This is a genomic window from Chloracidobacterium sp. (genome assembly GCA_016720705.1).
Taxonomy (GTDB): domain Bacteria; phylum Acidobacteriota; class Blastocatellia; order Pyrinomonadales; family Pyrinomonadaceae; genus OLB17.
This window is the reverse complement of the sequence record JADKKB010000001.1, coordinates 286,782-312,084: the sequence shown is the minus strand read 5'-3', so window position 1 is coordinate 312,084 and position 25,303 is coordinate 286,782. Positions and strand designations below refer to the sequence as shown.

Here is a 25,303-nt window from a genome sequence, read left to right as displayed (position 1 = left end):
AAGCGATTGAGTTTATAAGCAATAATACAAACTAAACCGTGAAAGACCGGAGCGTTCTCATAATGACCTTTACGCGATCAAAATCGATATTCCTTACGCTGATGTTGTCGTCGGCGATGACCGCGGTTGCCCAAACAGTGCCGCAGGATCAGCAGCAGATAGCCCAGAATACTGCCGCCGCGACGACAGCCAAGCGAACCACGTCAACGCCGCCGCCGGCGACTAACCCGTTTCTGACCTCGATGTCGAGGATCGGTGTGCAGACGTCGCAGCCGTTGACCTTGTCGCTCGACGAAGCGATCAAACGGGCTCTCGAGAGCAATAACGACATCGAGGTATCGCGAACGACGGTCCGCATACAGGAAACCGGGATCAGGGCGCAGCTTGGTATATATGACCCCGTTTTTACGGTCAACCCTAATTATTCGCGTAATTCGACGACCGGATCAGCAGCGACCAATGATTTTCGCGTAAATGCGAATATGAACAAATTCATTCGTCCGGGCGGCGGTAGTTACCAGGTTTTTTTCAATAACCAACGCACGGAGAATGCTTTCGCTCAGGCGCAGGTCAGTTCGGGCAGCGTCTCGGGGTCGAGCAGCAGTGCGATATATTCGTCAAATCTCGGGATGACGTACACACAGCCGTTACTGCGAAATTTTAATATCGACAGCAAGCGTCAACAGATCAAGATCGCAAAAAAGCGGCTTGAACAGAACGATTCCGACTTTCGCCTGCAGGCGATCAGGACTATTTCATCAGTCCAGCAGACATATTGGGACCTGGTCTTCGCACTCCGCAATCAGCAGAATGTAGTCGCTAATCTAAATCTTGCAAAGGAAAATCTGCGGCAGATCGAGGCCAAGATCGACGCCGGTGCGGCCGCGCCGCTCGAAAAGGCGTCAGTCGAAACCGAGCTTGCCAATCGCGAAGGCGACCTGCTCTCTGCGACTCAACAGGTCTCGGTAGCCGAAAACGCGCTTAAACAGCTAATGCTGCGTGATACCACCGCTCCGGAGTGGTCGCAGACTATTGTCCCGACCGACAAACCCGTTTTCAGCGTTGATCCCGCAAATCTCGATGCGGCGATGAAGGACGCGATGGAGAATCGCTTTGAGCTCAAGCGTCTCAAGCTACAGAATGAGATAAACGAAGTCGATATCAAATATTTTCGCAACCAGACACGTCCGCAGGTCGATCTGAATACGACATTTTCGCTGGACGGACTGGCACGCGGTGCTAATAATGCCGCATCGTCCACCAATCTCTACACATCGTTCGGCGATCTCCGGCTATTTAACGCGATCAATCAGATCCGCGGACTGCCGCTAGTGAATCTGCCTTTGATATTGAACGACACTATCGCGATTCCGGCATCGCCGTCGTATCTCTTTGGCGGATTTAACCGCTCGTTATCAAACATCTTTCGCACCGACGCACCGAATTTCTCGGTCGGCGTGACGATCTCGTTCCCGTTCCGCAATCGTACCGCCAAGGCCAATCTCGAGGGCGCCAAGATAGAAGGCGAGCAGATCGCCGCCCAGACGCGCGCACAGGAGCAGGCGGTGATCGTCGAAGTGCGAAATGCGGTCCAGGCGGTCGAAACCGCGCGGCAACGCGTATTGACCGCACGAAGGGCACGTGAGAGTGCCGAAACTCTGCTTGACGGCGAACGCAAACTGTATGACGCGGGACGCTCGACCACGTTTCTACTGTTTCAGCGTGAAAACTCTCTGGCCAACGCCCGCAACGCGGAAATCCGTTCTGAAACTGACTATAACAAGGCACTCAGCGACCTTCAGAGAGTGACAGCGACGTCATTCAGAGCCAATAACATCACGCTCACCTCACCTGTCGAGATCAAATAATTTGATTGAAAATACCGTCTAAACAAGTGCCGCAGCGATGCGGCACTTTTAGTTTGCGGACAAACCTGCGAAAATCCAAAGCGTGAAGATCTCGGCAGTTATAATTGCATTCAATGAGGAGGCGAAGATCGCGGACGCGATCCGTTCGCTTGATTGGGCCGATGAGGTGCTGATGGTGGATTCGGGTAGCACGGATCGGACGCTCGATATCGCCGGCGAACTCGGAGCCAAGGTGATCGTCAATGAATGGCCCGGATTTGCCGTGCAAAAGCAGTTGGCCGTTGATCGGGCGGCGAGCGAAATTATATTTAGCTTGGACGCTGATGAGACCGTATCTGCAGAGCTGAAGGCCGAGATAATCGCATTAAAGGCCGGCGACAAACTTCCCTTTGACGGATTTACCGTTCCGCGTGCGTCGATCTATATGAGCCGTGAGATCCGCCACGGCAGTTGGTATCCTGACCGCCAGTTACGCCTATTCGACCGTCGAAAGGCCGGTTGGAAGCAAGTTGTGATCCACGAATCGGTCGAGATGCAGCCCGGCGCATCGACGGGCGCTCTAAAGCACGACATTATTCACCGAAGCGTCGACAGCGTCGGCCACCACGCCGAAATGATCGTCCGGAGATACGCCCCGCTCGGAGCCAAAGCGTCTTACAATCTAGGCCGCCGCACTTCGCCGCTGAAGATCGCAGTTGCGGGGCCGTCAGCATTCGTTCAGGACTACATTCTGAAAGCGGGATTTATGGACGGCGTTCCGGGGCTTTTCATCGCGTTGTTTTCGGCTTATCACGCGGTTCTCAAGCATATGATGCTCTACGAAATGCAGCACGCGGACGAATCCGCCGCGGACTGACAACCAAAAGCGTGATCCTCACATCATATGTTTCAAATAGCGGTCAATTGGACTATATTTATTAGTTAGGACACGTTTTTCTCTCGGCGCCACACGTATGCGATCTACAATCGGACAAATTCTGCTGATCTTGCTTGCAATGACCGTTGCCTACGGACAAAAAGGCATCGATAGCCAAACTCAAAAGATTAAAGACGAAGGCAATAAGGTGACCACGCGGTCATCTGATGCCTCACGATCGTTCGATTGGGGCAAAGGCAAGACCCGCGTCCGCGAACGCCTCGACAATCCCTACAAACTTAATTCGAGGCGCGATGTGCTGATCGAAACGATCTCGGACGTGCTACGCGAAAAGCGAATCGTCATCGACGAAGCCGCATCGAGGATCAAGGACGGCATTATCGTCACCCAGCCGTTTGTATTCGTAAAGGGCCCGGTGACGACCGCGAGCGAACTCGGACGCTACGGTGTCTTGGGCTACGACGATGCTGCGTGGTCGCGTGCCCAATATAGCCTGACGATCGAGGTCCAGTCGATCGACGGTATTCAAAACAAGGTTTCGGTGGTGGCCAAGGTCGAGGGCCGTGCCGGCAACGGACTGACCAGCGAATGGCGGACCGTGCCGAGTTCCGGATTGGCCGAGGACGAATTTTTGGCTAAATTGGTCGAGGCGGTGACGGGAACGTCGCCAGACCCGACCCAAGATCAGCCGCAGAATTAGTTTTGCTTAAGCGGAGTTAACGCTATGTACCTAAAAGCGTTCAGGTTAATAATCATCACAACGGTCGTGGCTTTTGGATCTCTGATGGCCATTGCCCAGACTACCGATCCATCGGCATCCCCATTCGACCCGCCAAAGGAAGAACCGCCCAAGGGGGTTCGCGAGGTGATGGCTAAACTCCGGATCGATCAGGAAAAAAAAGAGTATCAGGAAATGCTCGATCGGGGCGAGACTGCCTTAAAGCTGTCGGACGAACTGGAATCGTCGCTGGAAATAAGCCGGAATCTTACGGACGCCGACCGCACGAAACTCGCATCGCTCGAAAAAATCGTTAAAAAGATACGAAGCGATCTTGGCGGTGCTGACGAAAAGTCTGACGAGACCGAAGCGATCGAAAAGCCGTCCTCATTGATGGATGGATTTAAGGCACTCAAGGGAACGGCGGCTAAACTCGTCGAAGAGCTTAAAAAGACGACACGATTCAGCATCTCGGCCTCGGCGATCCAAACCAGTAATGCTCTGCTCAAAATGACTCGATTCTTAAAGTTCTGGAAATAAAACGCTCACATCTCTACCGAAGGTCAGTTTTAACGCTGGTCATCCTCGCCGCTCTCGGCGCGGGATCTGGCCTGTGGGCTCAGGACAGAGATGATGACGTGATCACGGTCAATTCGACCATCGTGCTCTTAAACGCGACCGTTACCAATAGTGCCGGCACGTCGGTCACAGGGCTTTCGCGGTCTCAGTTTACGGTGTTTGAGGACGGTGTCGAGCAAAATATTCTCTCATTCGAAAACGAATCGACCCCTTTCGCCGCAGTCATACTGCTGGACACATCCGGCAGTATGGAACAACGCTTGAGTATCGCACGCTCAGCGGCAATCGAGTTTTTATACGGGCTCCGCCGTGACGATAATGCGGCGATCTACCGATTTGATTCGAAGGTGAGTCTGGTCCAGAATTTCTCAAATAGCCGCGACATCGTTGAATCGATCTTTGACCTTAAGGCCGACGGTATGACGTCGCTTAATGACGCGATCTACAAGGCTGCGGCCGTCCTGAGTTCTCGAACGGAAAAGCGTCGGGCGATCATCGTACTCTCAGACGGTGCCGATAACAGCAGCGGCAAGTCGTCGGATGCTGCCCTGAAGGCGGCAATTTCCGCAAACGCAACGATCTACACGATCGATATGTCGTCGCCGGATGAACACGGCATCGAAAGGGTGCAGAATCAGGGCGTGCTCAAGAGTCTTGCCGGCAAATCAGGCGGGACTTTTGTCGCAACGCCGGGCGGGCCCGCAATGCGTAACTCCTTTAAGTCGATCGTCGAAGAACTCAGCAGCCAATACACCGTAACCTACGAACCGACCAACCTTAAAAAAGACGGCAAGTTTCGCTCGATCGAGGTCCGCATCAAAAAGTCCGGCGTGACCATCCGCACCCGCAAGGGCTATAACGCTCCGAAGGGCAAATAGCATCGATCGGAAACCGAATACACCTCATCCGGAAAGCACGTCAACTGCGAAAATTATCTATCTTTTGTAGTCTGAACTAATTGACCGTGGTCTTGCTACGGCTTCGGTCGGCGTGCCGCTCGATCGCGAGGACAATGAGGCGGTCGATCACTGCCGCAAAGTCGATTCCCGTGCCGGCCCACATCTTGGGGTAGCCCGAGGCGTCGGTCAGCCCGGGCAAAGTATTGATCTCGTTGACGAGCAGAGCACCGGTGTCATTGCGTAGGAAAAAATCAACACGGGCGAGGCCCGAACCGTCGATCGACTTGAAAGCCGCGACCGCATAATGCCGGATCTTGGCGACCAACTCGTCCGAAACCGGCGATGGAACGATAAACTCGTTGTTTCCGGTCCCGGCGTACTTCTCGGTGTAATCCAGAAATTTTTTGGACGCGTCGCGAATGATGTATTCACCGGGCAGGCTGGCCTCGGGCTTGTCATTGCCGAGCACGGCGCATTCGATCTCACGCATATCTAGGCCTTCTTCGACAATTATCTTGCGGTCGTATTCGGCGGCGAGCGAGATCGCGGTGCGCAGACTTTCGGAGTCGACAGCCATCGAAACCCCGACGGACGAACCGAGATTGGCAGGTTTTACAAAACACGGATAACCGATCTTGGATTCGACCTGGGTGACGACCGCTTCCGCCGCCGTTTCCCATTCGCGACGCAGAAACCAGACGTAATTGCACATCGGTAGTCCGGCATCGCGAAAGAGCGTTTTCATAAACACCTTGTCCATACCGGTGGAACTAGCCAATACGCCGCATCCTACATACGGAATATCCGCCATTTCGAAAAGTCCCTGGATGGTGCCGTCCTCGCCATACGTACCGTGCAGCACCGGAAAGATGACATCCAGCGGTATAGTGCCGCCGGGGATCTCCATCGTCGTCAGGCCGTGTTGTTTGGTGTCGCCCGTGAGCGATATCGGCAGCTTTGACGGTTCGCCAAACCTTTCACGATACTTGGCCTGCGTGATCGCAGGAAAGAGTGCGAGCGACTCGGTGCCGCTGAGCCATCGACCGTCGTTAGTGATCGCTACGGGGACGACGTGATAACGTGAACTGTCGATCTGCTCAATCACCGTCTTGGCCGATCTGATCGAAACATCGTGCTCACCGGAACGGCCGCCGAAAATTACACCAATTGTCTTTTTCATATAAACGAGAACAAAAAGAAATTGTATTACCCGAAAACAACCGACGCAAAGGCTAGAGTATCGTCTTGCCGAGAGCCGAAAGTATCAGTTCACACGCGAGTTCGACCGTAATATTTGATTGATCGAGCAGCGGATTGACCTCGACGATCTCAAATGAACGCATTCCCCCGGCGGCAGCGATCATCTCGAGTGCCAGGTGTGATTCGCGGTAGGTCGCACCGCCGCGGACCAGCGTGCCGCTGCCGGGAGCGAACCGCGGATCGATCATATCGACGTCAAACGTCACGCCATAACCGCCGGGTGCCCGTGAAACGATAGCGAGGGCGTCCTCGACGCACGCTGCCATTCCGCGCTTATCGATATCGCTCATTGTAAAAAAATGGTCGCGAAGCCCGAGCTTTTCGATCTGCGAACGCTCACCGGGATCGATGTCGCGGGCGCCGATATGAGCAAAGTATGTCGGGTCGAGCTTGGGCGAATAGCCGCAAAGGCCGGTCAACTGCGGGTCGCCGTGGCCCAAGAGGGCCGCGAGCGGCATACCGTGAATATTGCCCGATGGCGACGTTTCAGGTGTGTTGATGTCAGCGTGCGCGTCGAACCAGAGTAGCCCGATATCGGTGCCGAGGCGATGATAATGCGATGCGATCGCCGAAAATGTCGGGATCGCGATGGCGTGATCGCCGCCGAGAATGACCGGCAGTTCGTCGGCTGCGAGGATAGCGTCGATATCCGCAATAATGTTTAGGCTGGACTCGACCATCTCGGCCAAATGCTTGGGATTTGCAGGTGCAGCATCGTCCGGGGGCCGAGCAATTACAGCATCGCCGTGGTCGCGTACCGCAATACCGAGGTGCCGAATATGTTCCGCAAGGCTGCTGCCGCGGGTCTTGGACAAGCGCATCGCGTTTACGCCAAGTTCGCTGCCGGTTTTTCCGGCTCCAAAACCGAGTGGGACACCGAGAATACCTACTTTATCGATCGCCATATATTTTTTAGAGCTCACCAAAGCCAGATAGAAACAACTCTGATAGCTCGCTGATCGCCGCGTCCTCATCCCATCCGTCCGCGATAATTCTTAAAACCGAGCCGAAGCCCGCCGACAGGCCGAGTATGCTGAGCATCGATTTGGCGTCGGCGGATGCCTCGCCGCGATGGAGCAAAATGCTGCTCTCAAACCGCACGGAGCATCGGACGACTTTGGCGGCGGCCCTTGCGTGAAGCCCGAGCGGATTGGTGATGCGTAATTCCCGCTCAAGCATCCTATTTCGGCTTAGCCGGCGAGAGCAGTTCCCCGGCCCGGCAGATCGCGGATTTCCCTTCTTCTTCGACGTCGGCGGCCATCTGTTTGAGGCCGATCGGGCGTGTGTCGGTCGCGAGTTTGATGACCATCGGCAGATTAACGCCGGTGACGATCTCGACCTCATCTTCCTTAAGGAACATCGCAGAAATATTGGTCGGAGTGCCGCCAAACATATCGGTCAGGATCAATACACCGGATCCGAATGACATATTTGAGATCGCACGTTCGATCTCATCGCGGGCCGTTTCGACATCATCGTGCCAGCCTATAGACACGGCAGCGATGTTGGTCAGGTCACCGACGACCTCCTCCGCCGCGGCAAGCAATTCATTGGCCATCTGGCCGTGCGAGACGATAACGCCGCCGATCTTTGCATCATTTTCCATATATCACATTCCGGCCTTTTAGGGAGAAAACGCTATTTTTGTATATCACGGTGCGAAACCGCAACTTCGAAATCCCCGATCTTCTTCAGTGCCTTGCCGATGGCATTGGCAACCATCACCGAGCGATGCCGTCCGCCGGTACAACCCACGCCGATCGTCAAATACGATTTGCCCTCACGCTTATACTTGGGCAAAAGGTATGTCAAAAGGTCGGTCAGACGCTGCACGGTCTCGTCCGCCTCAGGGTGCTTTGCAAAAAATGCAAGCACTTGCGGCGTGTCGCCGGGCAATTCCTTGAGATCCTTTTGAAAATAAGGATTTGGCAAATGCCGCACGTCAAAAAGCAGGTCGAGCGTTCGCGGGTTGCCGTATTTGTGCCCAAAACTCAGGATCTCGACATTAAGTGTCTTGCCGTCCGTGTGCGGGCTAAACTTTTGCACCAGGAGATGCCTGAGCGTGTGGACAGTGTGGTCAGTTGTGTCGATGATCAGATCAGCCAGTCGCCGAACGTCGGTCATCGCACGCCTTTCGGTACGGATGGCAGCGATCAGGCCTTTGCCGTTATCTGCCGGATGTGGCCGCCGCGTTTCAGAGAATCGCCGCTGCAAAACCTCGTCCGACGCCTCAAAAAACACCACGAAAGGCACAAGCTTTTTACGAGCAAGCTTTTTCAATTCAACCGAAAACTCCGAAAGGAAATGGCGTTCGCGGATATTGATCACCAGCACCGCCTTTTCGATCGCCGCCGGGCGTCCGTCCGTGGGCACCAGCAGCCGCCCAAATGTCGAGAGCATCGTCAACGGCAGATTATCGACACAGAAATACCCAAGATCTTCGAATGCATTCGTCGCCGACGACATTCCGGAGCCGCTAAGTCCTGTGATGATGATGAGCGAAGGCAGACCAAGGTCTGCCTTCGGGGTGTTGCCCATATGCGGTCTATTCTTGGTCGATAGTCGGCACTTTGCCGATCTTTTCGGCCTTGCGCGACTTTTCTACGATCTTATCCTTGAGTTTTCTTGCTTGCTTTTCGATCTTATCAACGGTCAACGAGATCGAATTGTACATATCTGCATCAGTTGTGGCCGCGGTGAGGACGTCGTTACGATAGTTGACGACGATCTCAGAATTATGGCGGCCGCGTTCGACATCAATGATGACGTGTGCGTGGGCCGGTTTCCCTTCGAAAAGGCTGTCGATCTTTGCCAAATGTGACTCAACGTGCGCCTTGATCGCGGGTGTAACGTCAATGTGCCTGCCGGTAATATCAAATTTCATAATGGTTTAAGTCCTTTACCCTAAGGTGGTGTATTAGATAATTGTCTTGCGTTCGCGTGAGCCGGCAATCTGCATCTGATCACGATATTTGGCCACCGTTCGGCGCGAAAGCTTAACGCCCTCTTTGCTCAGGATCTTTGCTATATCTTCGTCCGTGAGCGGTTTTTTAGAGTCTTCTTCTTCGATCAACTTCTTGATCCGTAGTTTGAGGATGCGAGTCGAGACCTCTTCGCCCTCCTCATTCATCATTCCCTCGCTGAAAAACCTACGCAATTCGATCACGCCCTGCGGCGTATGGGCGTATTTGCGGTTGACCACACGAGAGATCGTCGAAAGGTGCATCCCAATGTCCTCGGCGATGTCCTTGAGCATCATCGGTTTAATGTGCTCGACGCCATACTCAAGAAAGTCGCGTTGGCGGTCGACGATACACTCGACAACGCGATAGATGGTCTGGCGGCGATGCTCGATATTTCGGAGCAGATCTACGGCCGAACGCACTTTTTCCTTAATAAAGTCGCGAGTTTCCTTGGTAGTGTCGCTCTGGTCGGCCAGTTTGTGATAAGTCGGGCTGATCCGCAAACGCGGACTGCCGTCATCCGCAAAATAGACCACAAATTCGTCGTCCACCTTTTCGATATAGACCTCAGGAGCGACATAGATCGCTTCCTCGGATGAGTATCGCCGTCCCGGATATGGATCGAGCGTGCGTATCCGCTGGATCTCTTCGTCCAGTCGATGGATCTCGACACCCGTTTTCTTAGCCAAATGCTGCAAACGGTGTGGCTGTAGATCTTCGAGATGATCGCGGACGAGCCTTACAGAAAGGCTATCGCCATCGCCGCGGGCGATAAGCTGTGCGATCAGACATTCGTTGACGTCGCGTGCACCGCACCCGACCGGGTCAAGTTGCATCACGGATTGACGAGCACTCTCGATCACGGCCTCGGTCAAACGAGCCATATCCGCGATCTCCTCATTGGTCGCCGTCAGTCGGCCGTCTTCGTCAAGGTTGCCGATGATCAGCGATGCAGCATAATCGCGGTCTTCGTCGAGCGAAAGCATATTAAGCTGCCATTCGAGATGCTCGCTCAGATTGGGCGAGTGCGTCAGAAACTGCTCAAAGCTCGGTGCGTCATCCTTGTACTCGATTTCCTGCGTGCGGTATCCCGGGTCAAGGTAGTCTTGAAATTCGCGGCCGTAATCGATCTCGTCAAAGGAATCCTCGGATTCCGTGTGAAAGTCATCATCCGCTGCGGCATCCAGATTTACCGGCTCGTCACCATTGAGCGACGGCGTGTCGGGCATATACGGTTCGGCGTCGGCGTAATCCACAAGGGCGTCCTGGACCGCGTCAGAGCCCGGATCGTTACCGGTCTGAAACTCAGCGTCGTGACCGTCCGAATTTTGATCAAGAATGCTGTCTGAGATCTCCTGAACCTCGTCGCCGGGTTGGACTTCCTCCAGGATCGGATTGGTCACCATCTCCTGCTCGATGAGGTCCGCTAATTCAAGCGACGTCATCTGGAGCATTTCGATCCGCTGCCGCAATTGCGGCGTCAAGATCATTTTTTGCTGGAGTTGATGTGTGAGTCTTAGCGACGACATAGTCGATTAGATCGGACGGTACAACGATATCGCAAGTTAATAAGCAATTACTGTTCCTAACTCGAATTATAGCGATTTTTGCTAAGAAAAGAAACGGTTAAGGTTACAAAGTGAATCTTTCGCCTAAATAAAGGCGCCGGACGTCTGGATCATTGACAAGTTCGTCCGGAGCACCAGAGCGAAGTATCTTACCGTCGGCCAGAATGTATGCACGATCGGTGATACCGAGCGTTTCGCGGACGTTATGGTCGGTGATCAAAATGCCGATCCCCTGCCTTTTAAGATAGAGAATGATCTCGCGAATATCGTCGATAGCAAGCGGGTCGATACCGGCGAAGGGTTCGTCGAGCAGGATGAACTCCGGTTCGGTCGCAAGACAACGGGCGATCTCGACGCGGCGGCGTTCACCACCCGAAAGTGCGTCGCCGCGTACCCGGCGAACGTGCGTGACGCCGAACTCCTCGAGCAGTTCCTCGAGTCTGGCAAATCTCGCTTCGCGTGACAGTTTCATCGTCTCAAGCACGGCCAGGATGTTTTGCTCGGCAGTCAATTTGCGAAAGATCGACGCTTCCTGCGGCAGATAACCGAGGCCGAGTCGTGCCCTCAGGTACATCGGCAAGCCCGTCACATCACGGCCATTTAGCGAGACGTCGCCCTTTTCGGGGCGTTCGAGTCCGACGATCATATAAAACGTCGTAGTCTTGCCGGCACCGTTGGCGCCGAGCAGGCCGACGACCTCGCCCTTGTGGACGTTGATCGACACGTCATCGACGACGCGGCGGCCGCCATAAGACTTTTGCAGATTAAATCCCGCAAGCATACCGGCCTCGAGGTGACCGGAACCGTTTGAATCTGATGCTTCTGACATCTATATTAATTGGGCTTTACGTTGTAGACCGAGCGAATACGGCCCGTTCCCGACGGTTTCGACTTGCCCTCGCTGATGACACGATTTTCGCGCATCATAAAGGTCAATTCGGCCGCCTGCGATGAACCATTTGCCGAGTCATTGATCGTCGCCGGAGCACCGCGCAAGACCGCGATCTCGTCCGCCGTTGAATATTGTACCCAATTACCGGTCGCCTTGCGTCCGGGTTGAGTAATAACGACACCTGTCTCGGCAACGGTTCGAGATAATTCGTTCTGTTCGTTAAGAAATATATCGGCCGATGCTGCGGTAATGCGGTCGGTACCCTGCCGGATATCGACGTTTTCGCGGTACTGCACAAGCCGCGTTTGTTTGTCGTAATTTAGCTTATTTGACGCAGCGTAAACCGGTTGGCTTGATTCGCGTCCCTTCTGCTTTTGTTTGACGTCAAACATCACGCTCTGTACGTTGCCGTCCGCCTGGAAATTGCCCTGAGACTGTCGGATGAACAGGCGATCAGCCCGAACGTAATTGTCGTCCTGCCAACCTCGGGCATTGCCTGCGAAAGCAGCGGTCTCGGCGGCGTGGTCAAATTCGGCACTGTCGGACGTCACAAAAACCGGTTTGTCCGACGACCCGAAAGGTAGTGCGTCACCCATCGTGCGGCGTGTGTAATAGGTCGTGCTGACGGCACCGCGCATATTCGTTCGTTTTGCCGACGTATTCCAATCGATCTCGCGTGCCTTGACCCGCGAACGTGAGTCCCAAGCCGTCGGATCACCGCCGCGAAGTCGGACGGTGGTATCGGCGGTCGTATATGACATCTGTGAAGCGATCGCAGTGCGGTCAAGTTCGACAAACTTGGTACTGCCGACTGCGTCAAAGCGTTCGATATCCTTACTCGTTTCGCTAAATGCTGCGTTAAGTGAATCCGCCGTCAGTGTCTGTTCCCCACGGCCGTCGGTAGCGACCGTCGGCACGCGAACGGCCTTGGCCTTTTTGCCGCCAACGCACAACTTTGCATTATTGCCTGCGTAAAACTCACAATCGAAACGAGGTGCCGTCACGGTCGTACGGTAATTTTCGGCGGCGGCACGAAGCGGATCGACGAACAGTTCGGCGTTTCCGACAGCCTCGGCCCGTTTGATATCCTTGCCGTTGTCGTCAAAAACGGTTTTGACAGCATCGGCGGTCACACGCTTGTTTGCAGAGTCGGTCGAGCTATTGACGGCATTGAGTTGGATAGTCGTCCGCCCTTCGGTCGTCAATTGGCGAAGAAGCCCTGGGCCCGCAAATGTCAGGTGCATTGCCCGAGGTGCGGTCATTGTGACGCGTGAGTATTGCGGATCGCTATTAGGTATCATCTCGGCCGTGCTTGCGCCGACGGCGTTTGCGGCCTGCAATTGCCGCGTGTCACCGAATAAAGCATTAAGTTCGGGCCCGCTGACGCTCGTTGTGCGTGCATCCGCCGATTGCCTGATAAGCGCATCGCCGCGCAAAACCGCGTATTTGAGCTTTTTGTCGGGAAACAGGTCCGCGTTAATGCTATTGCCCTTAAGGTAGTCGCTTCCCTGTGTGATCTCGCCGGAACCGTCGATCGAGACCTTGAGAGCTGACTGCTCATAGACGGCCGAATCTCCGCGAATATCGGTAGGCTTGTCGGCGGCCGACGTAACTATGTGAACTGCGTTCTTAAGCTCGTATCGGTCCGCGGCTTTGTCAAAAAGTGCGTAGCCCGCGTCAATATTGGTCGGCGATGCACCGCCGTCGATCGAAGTAATATGTACACTTTCAAATAGTTCGAATTTCTTTAGCTGAGCTGATTCCGGGGCAAATCCGGCGGGTCGCTCGGGCGTCACCGCGGCGGCCTTGTCATCGGCGGCAAAATACACCACCGCCTTTTGTGCGGCAACGTCCGTTCGGACATCCTTTCCGGTCGTTTTCGATCTGGAATCGATATGGATCTTGACGTTGTCGTTTAGTGTGATCTGACCGTTAAGCTGATCAAAGCTAGCCGAAACCGAATTGATCTTGGCATAGCGAACGCCGGACGCCGCCAACTCGGCGGATTCAAATGTCTCGATCTCGACGTCTCGCAACAGATCTATACGCTTTTCGCCCAACTTTACAGTCGCGCCAAACGACTTTCCGCGGACGTTGTCGCGTTCAAACTCGATCAACTGGTCCGCTTCTGCAGTCTCGTTCGACTTGGTATATACGATATTCGGCGTGTTGACCTTGAGGCGGTCGCGGCTCTCGATCTTGACGTCGCCCTTCATATACGCCGTAAAATTCTTGTCCGCTTCCGGTACGTAGAGTACCTCTTGGGCGGTCATCGTGTCGGCCTTTTCGCCCTTTTCATCAAAGGTTTCGAGGTAAACGTCGCGGAGTTCCTGGTGATTATCTGCAAAAGTGCGGGCAAATGCGGCCTTGATGTAATATTTAGAAAGATTACCGTCGGTCTCGAGCCTTTCGTAGCCATTGACCTCGGCGATCACATCGGGTGAGAGCTGAGCGTGCTCGCTTTTAAGTCGAAAACCGGTCTTATTGCGTTCTCTGTAAAATCCGACGAGCACCGCGACGACCGTGATCACGATCACTGCCAATGCCGCATAGCGGATCAACAGCGGCAGCTTTGCACGCAGTTGAAACTCTCGTAGATCGTGGATCTTTTTCTCCGGCACTTCCGTCAATTATCCGCTCTCAGGTCCTGTACGACAAGTTGCAGCCGCGTGTTTCCCTGCCACGAATTGGCATCGGCAACGTAAGCTAGTTCGATGCCGGTTCCGGCCGTAAGAGTTTGCCCCTTTGAACGCTCAACACCGTCCCACCAGACGGCCTCAAACTTGTAGCCTGCATCAGAGGTCAGCTTTAGCTTGAGATGTTTGTCCTTCATCACAAATGGCTCGCCGCTCAGATATAGTCCGCGGGTGACAAATACAGGTTTTGGATTGCCCGCACCGAATGGCTCAAACATCGCGAGTTCCTCGACGAGCTTGAGGTTGAGAGTTTGCGGTGTGACGACAGCGTCGATCTTTAGCTCGGGAGTGCGTGCATCGCCGGAGATGAGGCCGGCGGCGTAGGCGTCAAGGCGATCGCGAATGGCGTCAATATTAGCCTCCTTGGCCTTCATCCCGGCCGCTGCGACGTGGCCGCCGAATGTCTCAAGCAGATCGGCGGCGGAGCCGAGAGCCTCAAACAGGTCAAATCCAGCAATGCTTCGGGCACTGCCGGTAGCGATGCCGTCTTCGATCGAAAATACTATCGCAGGCCGGTGAAATTTTTCGGCTACACGCGACGCCGCAAGCCCGACAACGCCCTTGTGCCAACCGTTGGCAGCCACGACGACAAAATTGGGATCCGGAAATGAAGATGCCTCGAGGATCGCACTTTCGGTGACCTCACGCTGCAATTTTTGCCGTTCGCGATTACGCGTATCGAGCAAACCGGCGAGGCCGCGGGCTTTTGTAAAATCATCGGACTCGAGCAGTTCGACAACGTGCGTACCGACATCGATCCGCCCGGCGGCATTGATCCGCGGCCCGATGCGAAAGCCGATATCATAGCTCGTCATCTCCGCGTTGCAGTCGGCGACCTCCATTAGAGCCTTGAGACCCCAATTATCCGTTCGGCGAAGGTCTTTTAGGCCGAGGGCCACGATAGCACGATTCTCGCCGGTCAGATCGACCACATCGGCCACGGTGCCAAGGGCCGCGATCTTTAGCAACGGCGGTATTTCGTGTTCGAGGCCGTATTCGCGGAGCAACGCGTGTGCGAGTTTGAAGGCCACGCCGACGCCGGCAAGATTGTTGTCGGGATATTCGCAACCTGCTTGAAATGGGTTGATCAATGCCGCCGCTGCCGGCAAAACCGCGTCGCTTCCGACCTCGTGATGGTCACAAATGATCGCGTCTAGCCCGATCGAGTTGGCAAACGCGACCTCATCACAACTGGAGGTGCCGGTATCAACGCTGACCACCACGGTATAACCCGCATCACGAGCGGCCTGGAGCGGTTCGATATTTAGTCCACGCGATTCGGTGAATCGGTTTGTGATGTGAAAATCTGTCTCAAGCCCAAGCAGTGCGAAAGTTCGCCGCAACAAAACCGTTCCGGTAGTGCCATCGACGTCTAGATCGCCCCAAATAAAGATCTTTTCCTTCGCCTCGACCGCCCTTCGGATACGTTCGACCGCCTCCCGCATCCCTTTGAGCAGAAACGGTTCGTGCAGATCCTCAGGCGACGGGTTGAGGAACTGCAGAGCCTTTTCGGCCGTGTCGTGCCCACGTGCGATCAAAAGTGCGGCAATAAGCGGGCGAACACTGAGTTCATTCGAAAGTCTGTTGACAGCATCCGCGTCGTGCTTACGAATTGTCCATCTCTTGTGCATAAAGGTTCAAAGCCGTTGAAGGCGCGTCTAATAGCAAAAGAATATCACGCAGAGTCGCTAAGATCGCAAAGATAAGAAAAGTTAAGACGTTAAAGCCATCCGGGACACAATTTCGAGCGAACCCACGCCTCATCTTCCTTTGCGTTCTTGGCGGCTTTGCGTGAGACGGTTTTGCTTTAGCTTCTATTGGATCACGGGACTCAGTACGCCTTGCCAGAGCAGCACGAGCAGGACTGTGCCGAGGATCAGCCGATAGACGACAAAGACCGCGGTCGTGTTCTTTCGCAGAAATGCGAGCAGGCCCCAGATCGCGACATAGCCGACGACTGCGGAAACGATGGTACCAACGAGCAAAGGCACAAGGCTGTCCGGCGGAAGTATTTTCAGGGCTTTGCGGAGCTCGAGCAGGCCGCTGGCAGTGATGGCGGGGATCGAGAGCAGAAACGAGAATCTGGCGGCGGTTTCACGCTTTTCGCCAATGAACAGGCCGCCCATAATTGTCGAGCCGGAACGGCTTGCTCCGGGCATCAATGCCAGTACCTGACAAAACCCCTGCAGTATCGCGTCTCCTAGACCGAGATGGCGCAGGTCTTTACGCTGCTTTCCGACGATCTCAGCCAAAGTCAGGAGGAGCGCGATGGCGATCAGCATAATTGCGATCACCCACAGATTCTTGGTTCCCGGCCCCTCGATAAAGTCCTTAAAGAGAAGGCCGATAGTACCGATCGGGATCGAACCGAGGATGATCAGCCACCCGAGCCACGCCTCTTCTGAGAGCCAGATCGGGCGCACGCCGTCGGTCCCCGAGAAACGCATCCCACGTTTTCCGCTGACAACGGCCCAATGGTCACGAATGAATGCCATCGATATGCTCAAAATATCACCGGCAAAATAGACCAATACGGCAGCCAATGTACCTAATTGAATTACCGCCATCGTAGCGGTGACCATTTCGGGGTCGCCCCCGTAAATGCCGGTCCAACGGCTCGCAAATACGAGATGGGCAGTCGAACTGATGGGTATAAATTCGGTTAAACCCTGAACAATACCAAGGATGATCGCTTGAATTAAGTCCATTAGAATTGCAATGTGCCTGACAAAGGTCTGAAATGCGAGTACAAATCAGTGTGTCTAATCTGCCGATTAGCCAATTTACCATACCGGACGCAAATGTTGCGAACCGGCGGAGAGTACCTGCGATCCGCTATTCCCGATAACGTGCTTTGCCGGCGATGCGGTCATAAAGCCAGCCGGGCATAACTTTGGCGGCACGCACCAATGTCGCGAGTTGCCAGGGGAAAGCAGCGAAGCGCTTTTTCCGTTCGATCGCGCGGATAAATAGCGGGATGGCATCGACGAGTTCCATAATGAACGGCATTTTGGCTTCGCGTCCGGAGGTCAGCGGCGTTTTGATGAATCCCGGTTGAATGATGGTGACATCGACACCCTGATGTTTAACGTCGAGACGGACGCTTTCGAAAAATGCGGTCATTCCCGCCTTGCTCGCAGAATACGCCGCCGAACGCGGCAACCCGCGAAAACCGGCGAGGCTCGAAACGGCGACGATATGTCCGGAACCGCGGCTGAGCATTGAAGGCAGCACGGCGTGAACGGAATTGACCGCTCCCATCAAGTTTATGTCGATCACCTTTTTGACAGCGAGAGGTTGCATAGCCCGCGTTTCGGCGTTGTTTCCGCCGATACCGGCGTTCGCGATGAGAAAGTCGATGTGCTCGAATTCGTGCAGAAAATCGTCGACCGATGCCGCGACCGCATCTGCGTCGGTCACATCGCATACATAAATACTGGCGGTGCCGCCGACCTCTTCGCACTGGGTCCGGATCTTTTCGAGCAATTCCTTACGGCGTGCGAGGAGTCCGAGCACTGCACCCTTTTCGGCAAGAGCGAGAGCGATGCCCTCGCCGATGCCGCTCGACGCACCGGTCAGGAAAACAGTTTGGCCATTCCAATTCATATAGACACGTACCCTCAGACCATAAGGTCATTTCACGCGAAAGCTTGGGTTATCAGGCTGAATTCTCATTGGTAAGCTCGCTGACCGCATCAGCGAGCACTTCCAAAAGCAGATCGACCGTGCTCAAATGCGTCCTGAAGGAAAGGCACGCAAAGCGCAAAATGAAATCGCCATTGAGCATCGTGGACGAAATAAAAACGCGTCCATCGGCGACGATCGCCTCCATTATTTTCTTGTTAAAGATATCGGCATCGCCCGTTTGGGGCAAATATCGATAGGTGACGACCGAAAGTTCGGGTTCGATATTACTTTCAAAGCCAAGCTTTTGTACCTCGGCGTAGAAATATTTGGCTAGCAAAAGCTTTTCCTCGAGACACGCCCGGAATGGGGCGACGCCGTGAAGTTTGAGCGGCAACCAGAGCCGCATTCCGCGAAAATGCTTTGTCAACTCAGGCGATAGATCCGCCGGCGAAGGCTCATCGACCGCGGCGACCGCGTCCTGCATATAATTGGCGTCGTAACCGTGCGATGAGGCGAGTGCCGCGGCGTTCTTCACCAGAACCACGCCGAGCCCGTACGGGAGAAAAAGCCCCTTGTGCGGATCGATCGAGAGTGAGTCACTCATCTCGATGCCGCGTAAGGTTTTACGCCCTTCATCTGTAAGCATAAAAAAACCGCCGTAAGCCGCATCGACGTGAAACCAAAGGCCCTCGCGTTGAGCGATCGCACCGATCGCCGCAAGCGGATCGACCGCACCGACGTCTGTTGATCCTGCCGAACCAATAACGAGGAATGGCTCAAGGCCGTCCGCTTTGTCTGCAACAATTTGGCGGGCGAAGGCGTCGGCGTCTATGCGAAAGGCTTCGTCGATCGGCAGATAGCGAACCACACATTCGGCCAGGCCGGCGATGCGGACTGCCTTTTCGATAGAATGATGCGTTTGCTCGCTAAGATATATGACCGAACGCTCAGTGTTCGAAGCTTTGATCTTGCGGGCGTCGCGGGCGGTCACGATAGCAATAAGATTTGCCAGACTGCCGCCCGATGCCAAATTTCCGGTGGCGGTTGCGGGGTAGCCGACGACCGAATTCATCCACGCGATGAGCATATTCTCCATCCGCACCGCGCCCGGACTGGCATAGAAAACACCGGCGTAACGATTGAACACATCTGCCAAATAGTCGCCGAGCGCCGAAGTGTAGATACCGCCGCCCGGAATGTAACCGAGGTGGCCGCCGGAGGCCGATTTGAGTCCGGGTGTGTCCACATTGTCGCGGATGAGTGCGATCGCCTCGTCAATGCCGACACCATCCTCCGATATCGGCGAATCGAGCAGACCGCTGCCTTGATCCGCGGAGAACTCATACGCCTTGATCGACGCGACGTTATCCAGAAAATGTTCGGTATATTCGATGACCGGACCGCGAACCCTCGCTCTTTCGGCGGCCGACGGTTCGAGTGCAAGGGAGGCCCTTTCCAATTCGAGTATTTTTTCCTTCATAACCTGATGATCTTTTGCGTTTCGGGCATCTATGGCATATACAATTATAAAAGCTTCTAACACAAAACCTGCGATCTTGGTCAATGATACATTATGGACACTCCATTCCTTATTTTCGATAAAATGCACAGCCCGCGGCCCCGCTTAGCTATATGCCTGATCGGCATCCTGGCGGCAATGGTGGTTACCTCCGTCACGGCAGTTTCGGCCCAGGAACCGGATCTGACGCTCGAGAATATATATACAAAGCGAAGCTTTAGCCAAAAAGGATTTGGTCCCGTGCGGTGGATGAAGGACAGCAAAGGATACTCGACCGTCGAGGGAAACAAAGAATCCGGCGGCCGCGAGATCATTAGATACGACGCACGCACGGGCGAGCGCAGCGTTCTTGTCCCGACAGCCCAACTTATACCGCAGGGTGCAAAGGGTCCGCTCGGGATCGCCGACTATATCTGGTCGGACGACAACTCCCGCTTGCTCATTTTCACAAACACAAAAAAAGTATGGCGATACAATACCCGAGGCGACTATTGGGTGCTGAATGTAAGCACGGGAAAGCTACAACAGCTAGGCAAGGATATCGAAGCCGGCACACTGATGTTTGCCAAATTCTCGCCCGACGGGTCACGCGTCGCATACGTTAGCAAACAAAATATCTACGTCGAAGATATTGCCTCGTCTAAGGTCACACAGATCACGACAGACGGCGGCGCCAATATCATCAACGGCACATTCGATTGGGTGTATGAGGAAGAGCTTAATTGCCGCGATGGTTTTCGCTGGAGCCCGGACGGCAAGACGATCGCGTACTGGCAAACAGACTCGAAGAATATCGGCACGTTTTACCTCATCGATAACGTGTCGGATATTTATTCAAAGCCGATCCCGCTGCCCTATCCAAAGGTCGGTACCAAGCTCTCGGCGGTCAAGATCGGCGTGATCCCGGCGACGGGCGGTAAGACCAATTGGTTTGACATCCCCGGCGATCCGACCAACAACTACTTAGCCCGAATGGACTTTATTCCTAATTCGAATGAGTTGATGATCCAGCAGCTTAATCGTCTGCAGAATACCAACAAGGTCTGGATCGGCGACGCCGGTTCGATGAAGCTGAGCAATATCCTGACCGAGACGGTCGAGGGTTTTCTGGACCTTCACGACAATATCCGTTGGCTTGACGGCGAAAAATACTTTACCTGGACGAGCGAACGTGACGGATGGATGCACCTTTATCGCGTGTCGCGGGACGGTAAAAGCATCAAAGCGATAACAAATGGCGACTTCGATGTGGTCAACATTAACTGCATCGACCCCGACGGAGGTTACGTTTACTACATCGCCTCGCCAAATGACTTTACCGCACGTTATCTGTACCGAAGCAGGCTCGACGGCACCGGCAAGGCCGAACGCGTAACGCCTGACGGTGAACCGGGCCATCACTCATACCAAATGTCGGCGGACGCAAAATGGGCGATCCACAGCTTTAGCAACGCGACGACGCCGAACCGAATTTCGCTCGTTTACCTGCCGGAAAACAGCGAAACGAGATTGCTCGAGGATAATCACGAACTTAAAGCAAAGTATGACAGGCTGGGGCTGCGGCCTAAGGAGTTTATCAAGGTAGATATCGGCGACGTTACGCTTGATGCGTATATGATCAAGCCAAAGGACTTTGATCCGGCGAAGAAATACCCGCTTGTGTTCTATGTATACGGCGAACCGGCCGGCACTACGGTGCAAAATAGTTGGGACGGCGGCGAAGGTCTCTGGCATCAATATTTGGCTCAAAAGGGCTATGTCATTGTCAGCGTGGACAATCGCGGCACCAATACGCCCCGCGGGCTGAAGTGGCGCCAGTCGATCTACGGCCGGATCGGGATCCTCGCATCCGAAGACCAGAGTAATGCGGCCAAGAAACTGCTTTCGACCTATAATTTTCTCGACGCGTCTCGGGTCGGCGTTTGGGGATGGAGTGGCGGCGGCAGTATGACGCTCAATTGTATGTTCCGCTATCCTGAGATCTATAAAACCGGCATCTCTGTCGCCTCGGTCCCGGACCAAAAGCTATATGACGCTACGTATCAAGAGCGATATATGGGCCTGCCGGAGACGAACGCACTTGGCTACCGCGACGGTTCGCCGATCAACTATGCCAAGGATCTAAAGGGCAACCTGATGATCATCCACGGCACCGGCGATGACAACGTCCACTATCAGGGCTTTGAGTTGCTGGTGAACGAACTAATTAAAAACAATAAGCTCTTTACAATGATGTCGTATCCGATGCGGACTCACAGCATCAGCGAGGGCGAAAATACGTCGCTACACCTGAGGCGTACGATGGAGAAATATTGGACGGACAACCTATAAGCGAGACGGCAAATGTATAAATATCATTTCGGATTACTTATTATCCTGGCATTGAGCAGTATTATATTTGCCGGCGAGACCTGCACATCGCAAAAAGTCACAGACAGGTTAAATGGCGTCTGGGAGGGCGATGATAGCTATTTTCTGAAGTTTCGAACGAAAGCCGGGAAACTCTGTGTGTCGGTCGTGGATGAGGAGGGCAACGTGACGCGAACCATCAAGGACATCGTTGTCGTAAAGGGCCGACTTATCCACCTGAGCTATTACACCGCGATGACCGGAGCGTATGTCGTCTACGTCAATATCAAGGTTTCCGGCGATAAGATGAAATTTGACTGGTTCAGTTCCTACGATCTGCAAACGGGCACCGACACCTACGAACGCCGTCATTGACCAACGGCATTTCCGATATTGATCGCTTAGACCTCAACTACCGTCGTGACGATCACCGGTTTCGAACTCAGTTCCTTTTGAACAAAACGCTTTAGGTGTATCCGCAGGTTTTCCTTAAAGACCTTGCGATCCGCGATCTGCTCCGGTTTCATATCGCCGATGGCCTTGGTAACGGCGTCACGGGCTTGTTTGGCAAAGCCATTGAGCGCGTCGAGTCCGGCAACGCCCTGAAAGGTTATCTGCGGCTCACCGGCAAGTTTATGCAGCCGTTTGTCGACCGACACGACCAGCGAGATGGCTCCGCCGTAGGCAAGCTTTTTGCGTTCGCGGACGATGTCATACTCGATCTCTTCCATTGATTCCTCGTCAATAAAGGTTTTATGTAACTCGTGCTTATCGATGATCTTGGCTGCGTATTCGTCGATCTCAAGGACGTTACCGTTTTCGATCAGGATGATATTTTCGTCATCATAATTGCCAACGTGATTTTTGATGAATTCCTTTTGGCGAAACAGCATTCGGTACTCGCCGTGGATCGGGACAACGAACTTCGGACGGGCGGTCTCGACCATTATCTTGATGTCGCCCTGTGAGGCGTGGCCTGAGACGTGAACGAGGCGACGCTTTTCTTCGATAATATTGGCACCGCGTTTATAGAGGTGGCCGATCAGGCGACTGATATTCTTTTCGTTGCCGGGGATAATACGTGCGGACAGCACGACGGTATCGCCCTTTTCGACCTCAAGTCCCTTAAACGTCGATGTGGCCATATTCCACAAAGCGGCCCGCATCTCGCCCTGTGAACCCGTCACCAAATAGCAGATCTCGTCATCATCCATAGCCCGCGACATTCCGAGTTCGATCATCGTACCGTGCGGGATCTGTAAGAGTCCCATATCGCCCGCGATCTCGACATTCGTTTGCATCGACCGACCGATGACGCAGACCTTTCTGCCAAATTGATGAGCGACATCAAAAACGATCTGCAAACGATGGAGAGACGACGAAAAGGTCGAGATGATCAAACGCCCTTCGGTCTCCTCAAATATTTCTTCGAATGCAGGTATTACGGCCATTTCAGACGGCGTTCGGCCAGGCACAGTAGCGTTTGTGGAATCGCACAGCAAGGCAAGCACGCCTTCGTCGCCGATACGGCCGAGCGTTTTGAGGTCGTACGGTTTACCGATAACGGGGGTGTCGTCGATCTTGTAATCGCCGGTGTGAATGATCGTGCCGACCGGCGTGTGGATCGCCAGCGAAAAACACTCGACTAATGAGTGGGACGCGTGAATGAACTCGACCTTAAAATTACCGATCGTAATGATGTCGTTGGCCTCAACGCGATGGAGCAGAACATCGTTGAGCATATCAAACTCGCCAAGACGCTTTTCCGTAAGTGCCAGCGTGAACCGCGATGAATAGACCGGCAGATTAAACTTGCGGAGAATGTACGCGAGCGCCCCGATGTGGTCTTCGTGTCCGTGCGTCAGTATGATCGCGGTCATATCGTCGCGGTATTCTTCGAGAAAATCGAAGTTCGGGATACAAATATCCACTCCGAACGGAGTTTCTTCGGGAAAGCCCATTCCGGCATCGACGATGATCATCTCATCGCCGTACCTGATGCCCATACAGTTCATTCCGAATTCGCCGATGCCGCCGAGCGGAATAATTTCAACTTTGTGCAAAATATTTGGCCGATCCTTTAATTATCTTATTAACGCGATAATTGTATCACTATAAATTTTGACTCATACCAACGGCGACTGTCAGCGACATCAATATCGGTCGATATGATCGCATTTGACAGGAAACTTAACACTCTAGTACTCTCTTTTTAGTTCAATAGGGGAGTAGATGCCTTCGAGAAATATCCGAAGGACTTTCATTGCCGTCAATACGAATGCCCGATCAAGCGAGCATTCCGGTGTGGAAGAAGAATTTCGAGACCTGTTGCGGTTTATGTTTGCCGCAATGGGTTTTTTCCATTTAGCCGCACTAGAATAATCACGATCTATGAATCTATTCCCATTTGCTGAATATTGGTGGCTCTACGCCGCATTTCTGGTATTTGTTTTGGCGATGCTCGCCATCGACCTTGGCATATTTAATCGTAAAGAACACGTCGTATCATTTAAGGAGGCCGCCGCCTGGAGTGTCGTTTGGGTGATACTGGCGATGACCTTCGCGGGGGGATTCTATTGGTACACTCTGGGTAAATTCGGCGCCGTTGCGGCCAAGGCTTCGACGCTCGAATTTTTAACTGGATACGTACTCGAATATTCGCTATCGATCGACAATATCTTTATTTTCGTTCTAGTCTTTGCCTATTTTGGGATACCGGCTAAATACAAGCACCGGGTTTTATTTTACGGCATCCTCGGAGCATTGATATTCCGGGCGATCTTTATTGCCGCCGGTTCGGCGTTGATGCAGTTTCACTGGGTGATCTATCTCTTTGGCGGATTTCTGATCCTGACGGGCATCAAGATGTTCTTTACGAGCAACGAAGAGATCGACCCTGAAAAGAATCTTCTAATCCGCACATTTAAGCGGTTTATGCCCGTGACTCACTCCATCGACGGCAAAAGCTTTTTCCTGAAACTGAACGGTAGGTGGCACGCCACTCCACTATTTATCGCACTGCTATTTTTAGAAGCGACCGACGTAATTTTTGCGGTTGATAGCGTCCCTGCCATTTTTGCTGTTACCAATGAGCCCTTCATCGTATTTTCGTCAAATATCTTCGCGATAATGGGACTGCGTTCGATGTACTTTATGTTGGCCGGGGTCATCGATAAATTTTATTTGTTGAAATTCGGCCTGGCCGTTGTACTGGTCTTTGTCGGATTGAAAATGGTCTGGCTTAACGATGCTTTCGACGGCAAATTCCCGATCTCGTATTCACTTGCATTTATCATCAGCGTGATCGCCGCTTCGATCGTGTTTTCACTACTATTTCCCCGGCCCGTCGGGGTAGGGGAAACGTCGCAAAATCCCGATTTCGGCGAGAAAGTAGACTAGGTTTAGCGTTCCAACAATATAAAATGCGGTATGGCCAGCTATAAAGCTGAAACCATACCGCTTTTTGGCGCGTCTTTTACCTGACAACT

At 53.6% G+C, this 25,303-nt stretch carries 22 protein-coding genes; 8 read left to right on the top strand and 14 right to left on the bottom strand.

Translation table 11 applies throughout. From position 1 onward, the window contains the following. Positions 1-62: 62 nt before the first annotated feature. From IPQ00_01450 to IPQ00_01430, 5 genes are all read left to right on the top strand, one after another. The gene (locus IPQ00_01450; protein MBL0239232.1) at positions 63-1,868 is read left to right on the top strand and encodes a TolC family protein; all 1,806 of its coding nucleotides are present in this window, start codon (positions 63-65) and stop codon (positions 1,866-1,868) included. Between the two features lie 82 nt (positions 1,869-1,950). Then, positions 1,951-2,724, top strand: coding sequence for a glycosyltransferase family 2 protein (locus IPQ00_01445; protein ID MBL0239231.1), 774 nt, complete (start codon positions 1,951-1,953; stop codon positions 2,722-2,724). Between the two features lie 97 nt (positions 2,725-2,821). Then, the gene (locus IPQ00_01440) at positions 2,822-3,445 is read left to right on the top strand and encodes a hypothetical protein (protein ID MBL0239230.1); all 624 of its coding nucleotides are present in this window, start codon (positions 2,822-2,824) and stop codon (positions 3,443-3,445) included. Between the two features lie 24 nt (positions 3,446-3,469). Further along, a complete protein-coding gene (locus tag IPQ00_01435; protein MBL0239229.1) occupies positions 3,470-4,003 on the top strand; it encodes a hypothetical protein in 534 nt (177 codons plus the stop codon). Between the two features lie 98 nt (positions 4,004-4,101). Continuing rightward, entirely contained in the window at positions 4,102-4,920 is an 819-nt protein-coding gene (locus IPQ00_01430; GenBank protein ID MBL0239228.1) for a VWA domain-containing protein, read from the top strand. A gap of 76 nt (positions 4,921-4,996) precedes the next feature. Here IPQ00_01430 and IPQ00_01425 read toward each other — a convergent pair whose 3' ends face one another. From IPQ00_01425 to IPQ00_01365, 13 genes are all read right to left on the bottom strand, one after another. Then, positions 4,997-6,121: a D-alanine--D-alanine ligase gene (locus IPQ00_01425; GenBank protein ID MBL0239227.1), complete on the bottom strand. Its 1,125-nt coding sequence runs from the start codon at positions 6,119-6,121 to the stop codon at positions 4,997-4,999. 52 nt (positions 6,122-6,173) lie between these two features. Next, positions 6,174-7,106, bottom strand: coding sequence for an arginase (gene rocF / locus IPQ00_01420; protein MBL0239226.1), 933 nt, complete (start codon positions 7,104-7,106; stop codon positions 6,174-6,176). 7 nt (positions 7,107-7,113) lie between these two features. Next, the gene (locus IPQ00_01415) at positions 7,114-7,380 is read right to left on the bottom strand and encodes an HPr family phosphocarrier protein (GenBank protein ID MBL0239225.1); all 267 of its coding nucleotides are present in this window, start codon (positions 7,378-7,380) and stop codon (positions 7,114-7,116) included. 1 nt (position 7,381) lies between these two features. Beyond that, positions 7,382-7,807: a PTS sugar transporter subunit IIA gene (locus IPQ00_01410; GenBank protein MBL0239224.1), complete on the bottom strand. Its 426-nt coding sequence runs from the start codon at positions 7,805-7,807 to the stop codon at positions 7,382-7,384. A gap of 32 nt (positions 7,808-7,839) precedes the next feature. Beyond that, positions 7,840-8,739 (bottom strand): RNase adapter RapZ, encoded by a 900-nt coding sequence (rapZ, locus tag IPQ00_01405; GenBank protein ID MBL0239223.1) that lies wholly within the window; start codon positions 8,737-8,739, stop codon positions 7,840-7,842. Between the two features lie 7 nt (positions 8,740-8,746). Next, complete coding sequence (raiA, locus tag IPQ00_01400; protein MBL0239222.1) at positions 8,747-9,085, bottom strand: ribosome-associated translation inhibitor RaiA; 339 nt, start codon at positions 9,083-9,085, stop codon at positions 8,747-8,749. Between the two features lie 33 nt (positions 9,086-9,118). Further along, positions 9,119-10,693 (bottom strand): RNA polymerase factor sigma-54, encoded by a 1,575-nt coding sequence (gene rpoN / locus IPQ00_01395; protein MBL0239221.1) that lies wholly within the window; start codon positions 10,691-10,693, stop codon positions 9,119-9,121. 103 nt (positions 10,694-10,796) lie between these two features. After that, positions 10,797-11,561, bottom strand: coding sequence for an LPS export ABC transporter ATP-binding protein (lptB, locus tag IPQ00_01390; GenBank protein MBL0239220.1), 765 nt, complete (start codon positions 11,559-11,561; stop codon positions 10,797-10,799). Between the two features lie 5 nt (positions 11,562-11,566). Further along, positions 11,567-14,245 (bottom strand): LPS export ABC transporter periplasmic protein LptC, encoded by a 2,679-nt coding sequence (gene lptC, locus IPQ00_01385; protein ID MBL0239219.1) that lies wholly within the window; start codon positions 14,243-14,245, stop codon positions 11,567-11,569. A gap of 5 nt (positions 14,246-14,250) precedes the next feature. Beyond that, entirely contained in the window at positions 14,251-15,951 is a 1,701-nt protein-coding gene (gene recJ, locus IPQ00_01380; protein MBL0239218.1) for a single-stranded-DNA-specific exonuclease RecJ, read from the bottom strand. A 183-nt stretch (positions 15,952-16,134) separates the two neighbouring features. Continuing rightward, complete coding sequence (locus IPQ00_01375; GenBank protein ID MBL0239217.1) at positions 16,135-17,028, bottom strand: undecaprenyl-diphosphate phosphatase; 894 nt, start codon at positions 17,026-17,028, stop codon at positions 16,135-16,137. A 127-nt stretch (positions 17,029-17,155) separates the two neighbouring features. Further along, positions 17,156-17,926 carry an SDR family NAD(P)-dependent oxidoreductase gene (locus IPQ00_01370; GenBank protein MBL0239216.1) on the bottom strand — a complete coding sequence of 257 codons (771 nt, stop codon included), beginning with the start codon at positions 17,924-17,926 and terminating at the stop codon, positions 17,156-17,158. A gap of 52 nt (positions 17,927-17,978) precedes the next feature. After that, a complete protein-coding gene (locus IPQ00_01365; protein ID MBL0239215.1) occupies positions 17,979-19,427 on the bottom strand; it encodes an aminotransferase class V-fold PLP-dependent enzyme in 1,449 nt (482 codons plus the stop codon). 177 nt (positions 19,428-19,604) lie between these two features. On the opposite strand from IPQ00_01365, the gene IPQ00_01360 reads away from it, so the two are divergent. Both IPQ00_01360 and IPQ00_01355 read left to right on the top strand, forming a co-directional pair. Continuing rightward, entirely contained in the window at positions 19,605-21,797 is a 2,193-nt protein-coding gene (locus IPQ00_01360) for a S9 family peptidase (protein ID MBL0239214.1), read from the top strand. 12 nt (positions 21,798-21,809) lie between these two features. After that, positions 21,810-22,190, top strand: a complete 381-nt coding sequence (locus IPQ00_01355; GenBank protein ID MBL0239213.1) for a hypothetical protein — start codon at positions 21,810-21,812, stop codon at positions 22,188-22,190. A gap of 26 nt (positions 22,191-22,216) precedes the next feature. Here the strand turns inward: IPQ00_01355 and IPQ00_01350 are convergent, their stop codons facing one another. Then, on the bottom strand, positions 22,217-23,878 hold the full coding sequence (locus IPQ00_01350) for a ribonuclease J (GenBank protein ID MBL0239212.1): 1,662 nt from the start codon (positions 23,876-23,878) through the stop codon (positions 22,217-22,219). Between the two features lie 328 nt (positions 23,879-24,206). On the opposite strand from IPQ00_01350, the gene IPQ00_01345 reads away from it, so the two are divergent. Then, positions 24,207-25,214 (top strand): TerC family protein, encoded by a 1,008-nt coding sequence (locus IPQ00_01345; protein ID MBL0239211.1) that lies wholly within the window; start codon positions 24,207-24,209, stop codon positions 25,212-25,214. The last annotated feature ends 89 nt before the right edge of the window (positions 25,215-25,303 follow it).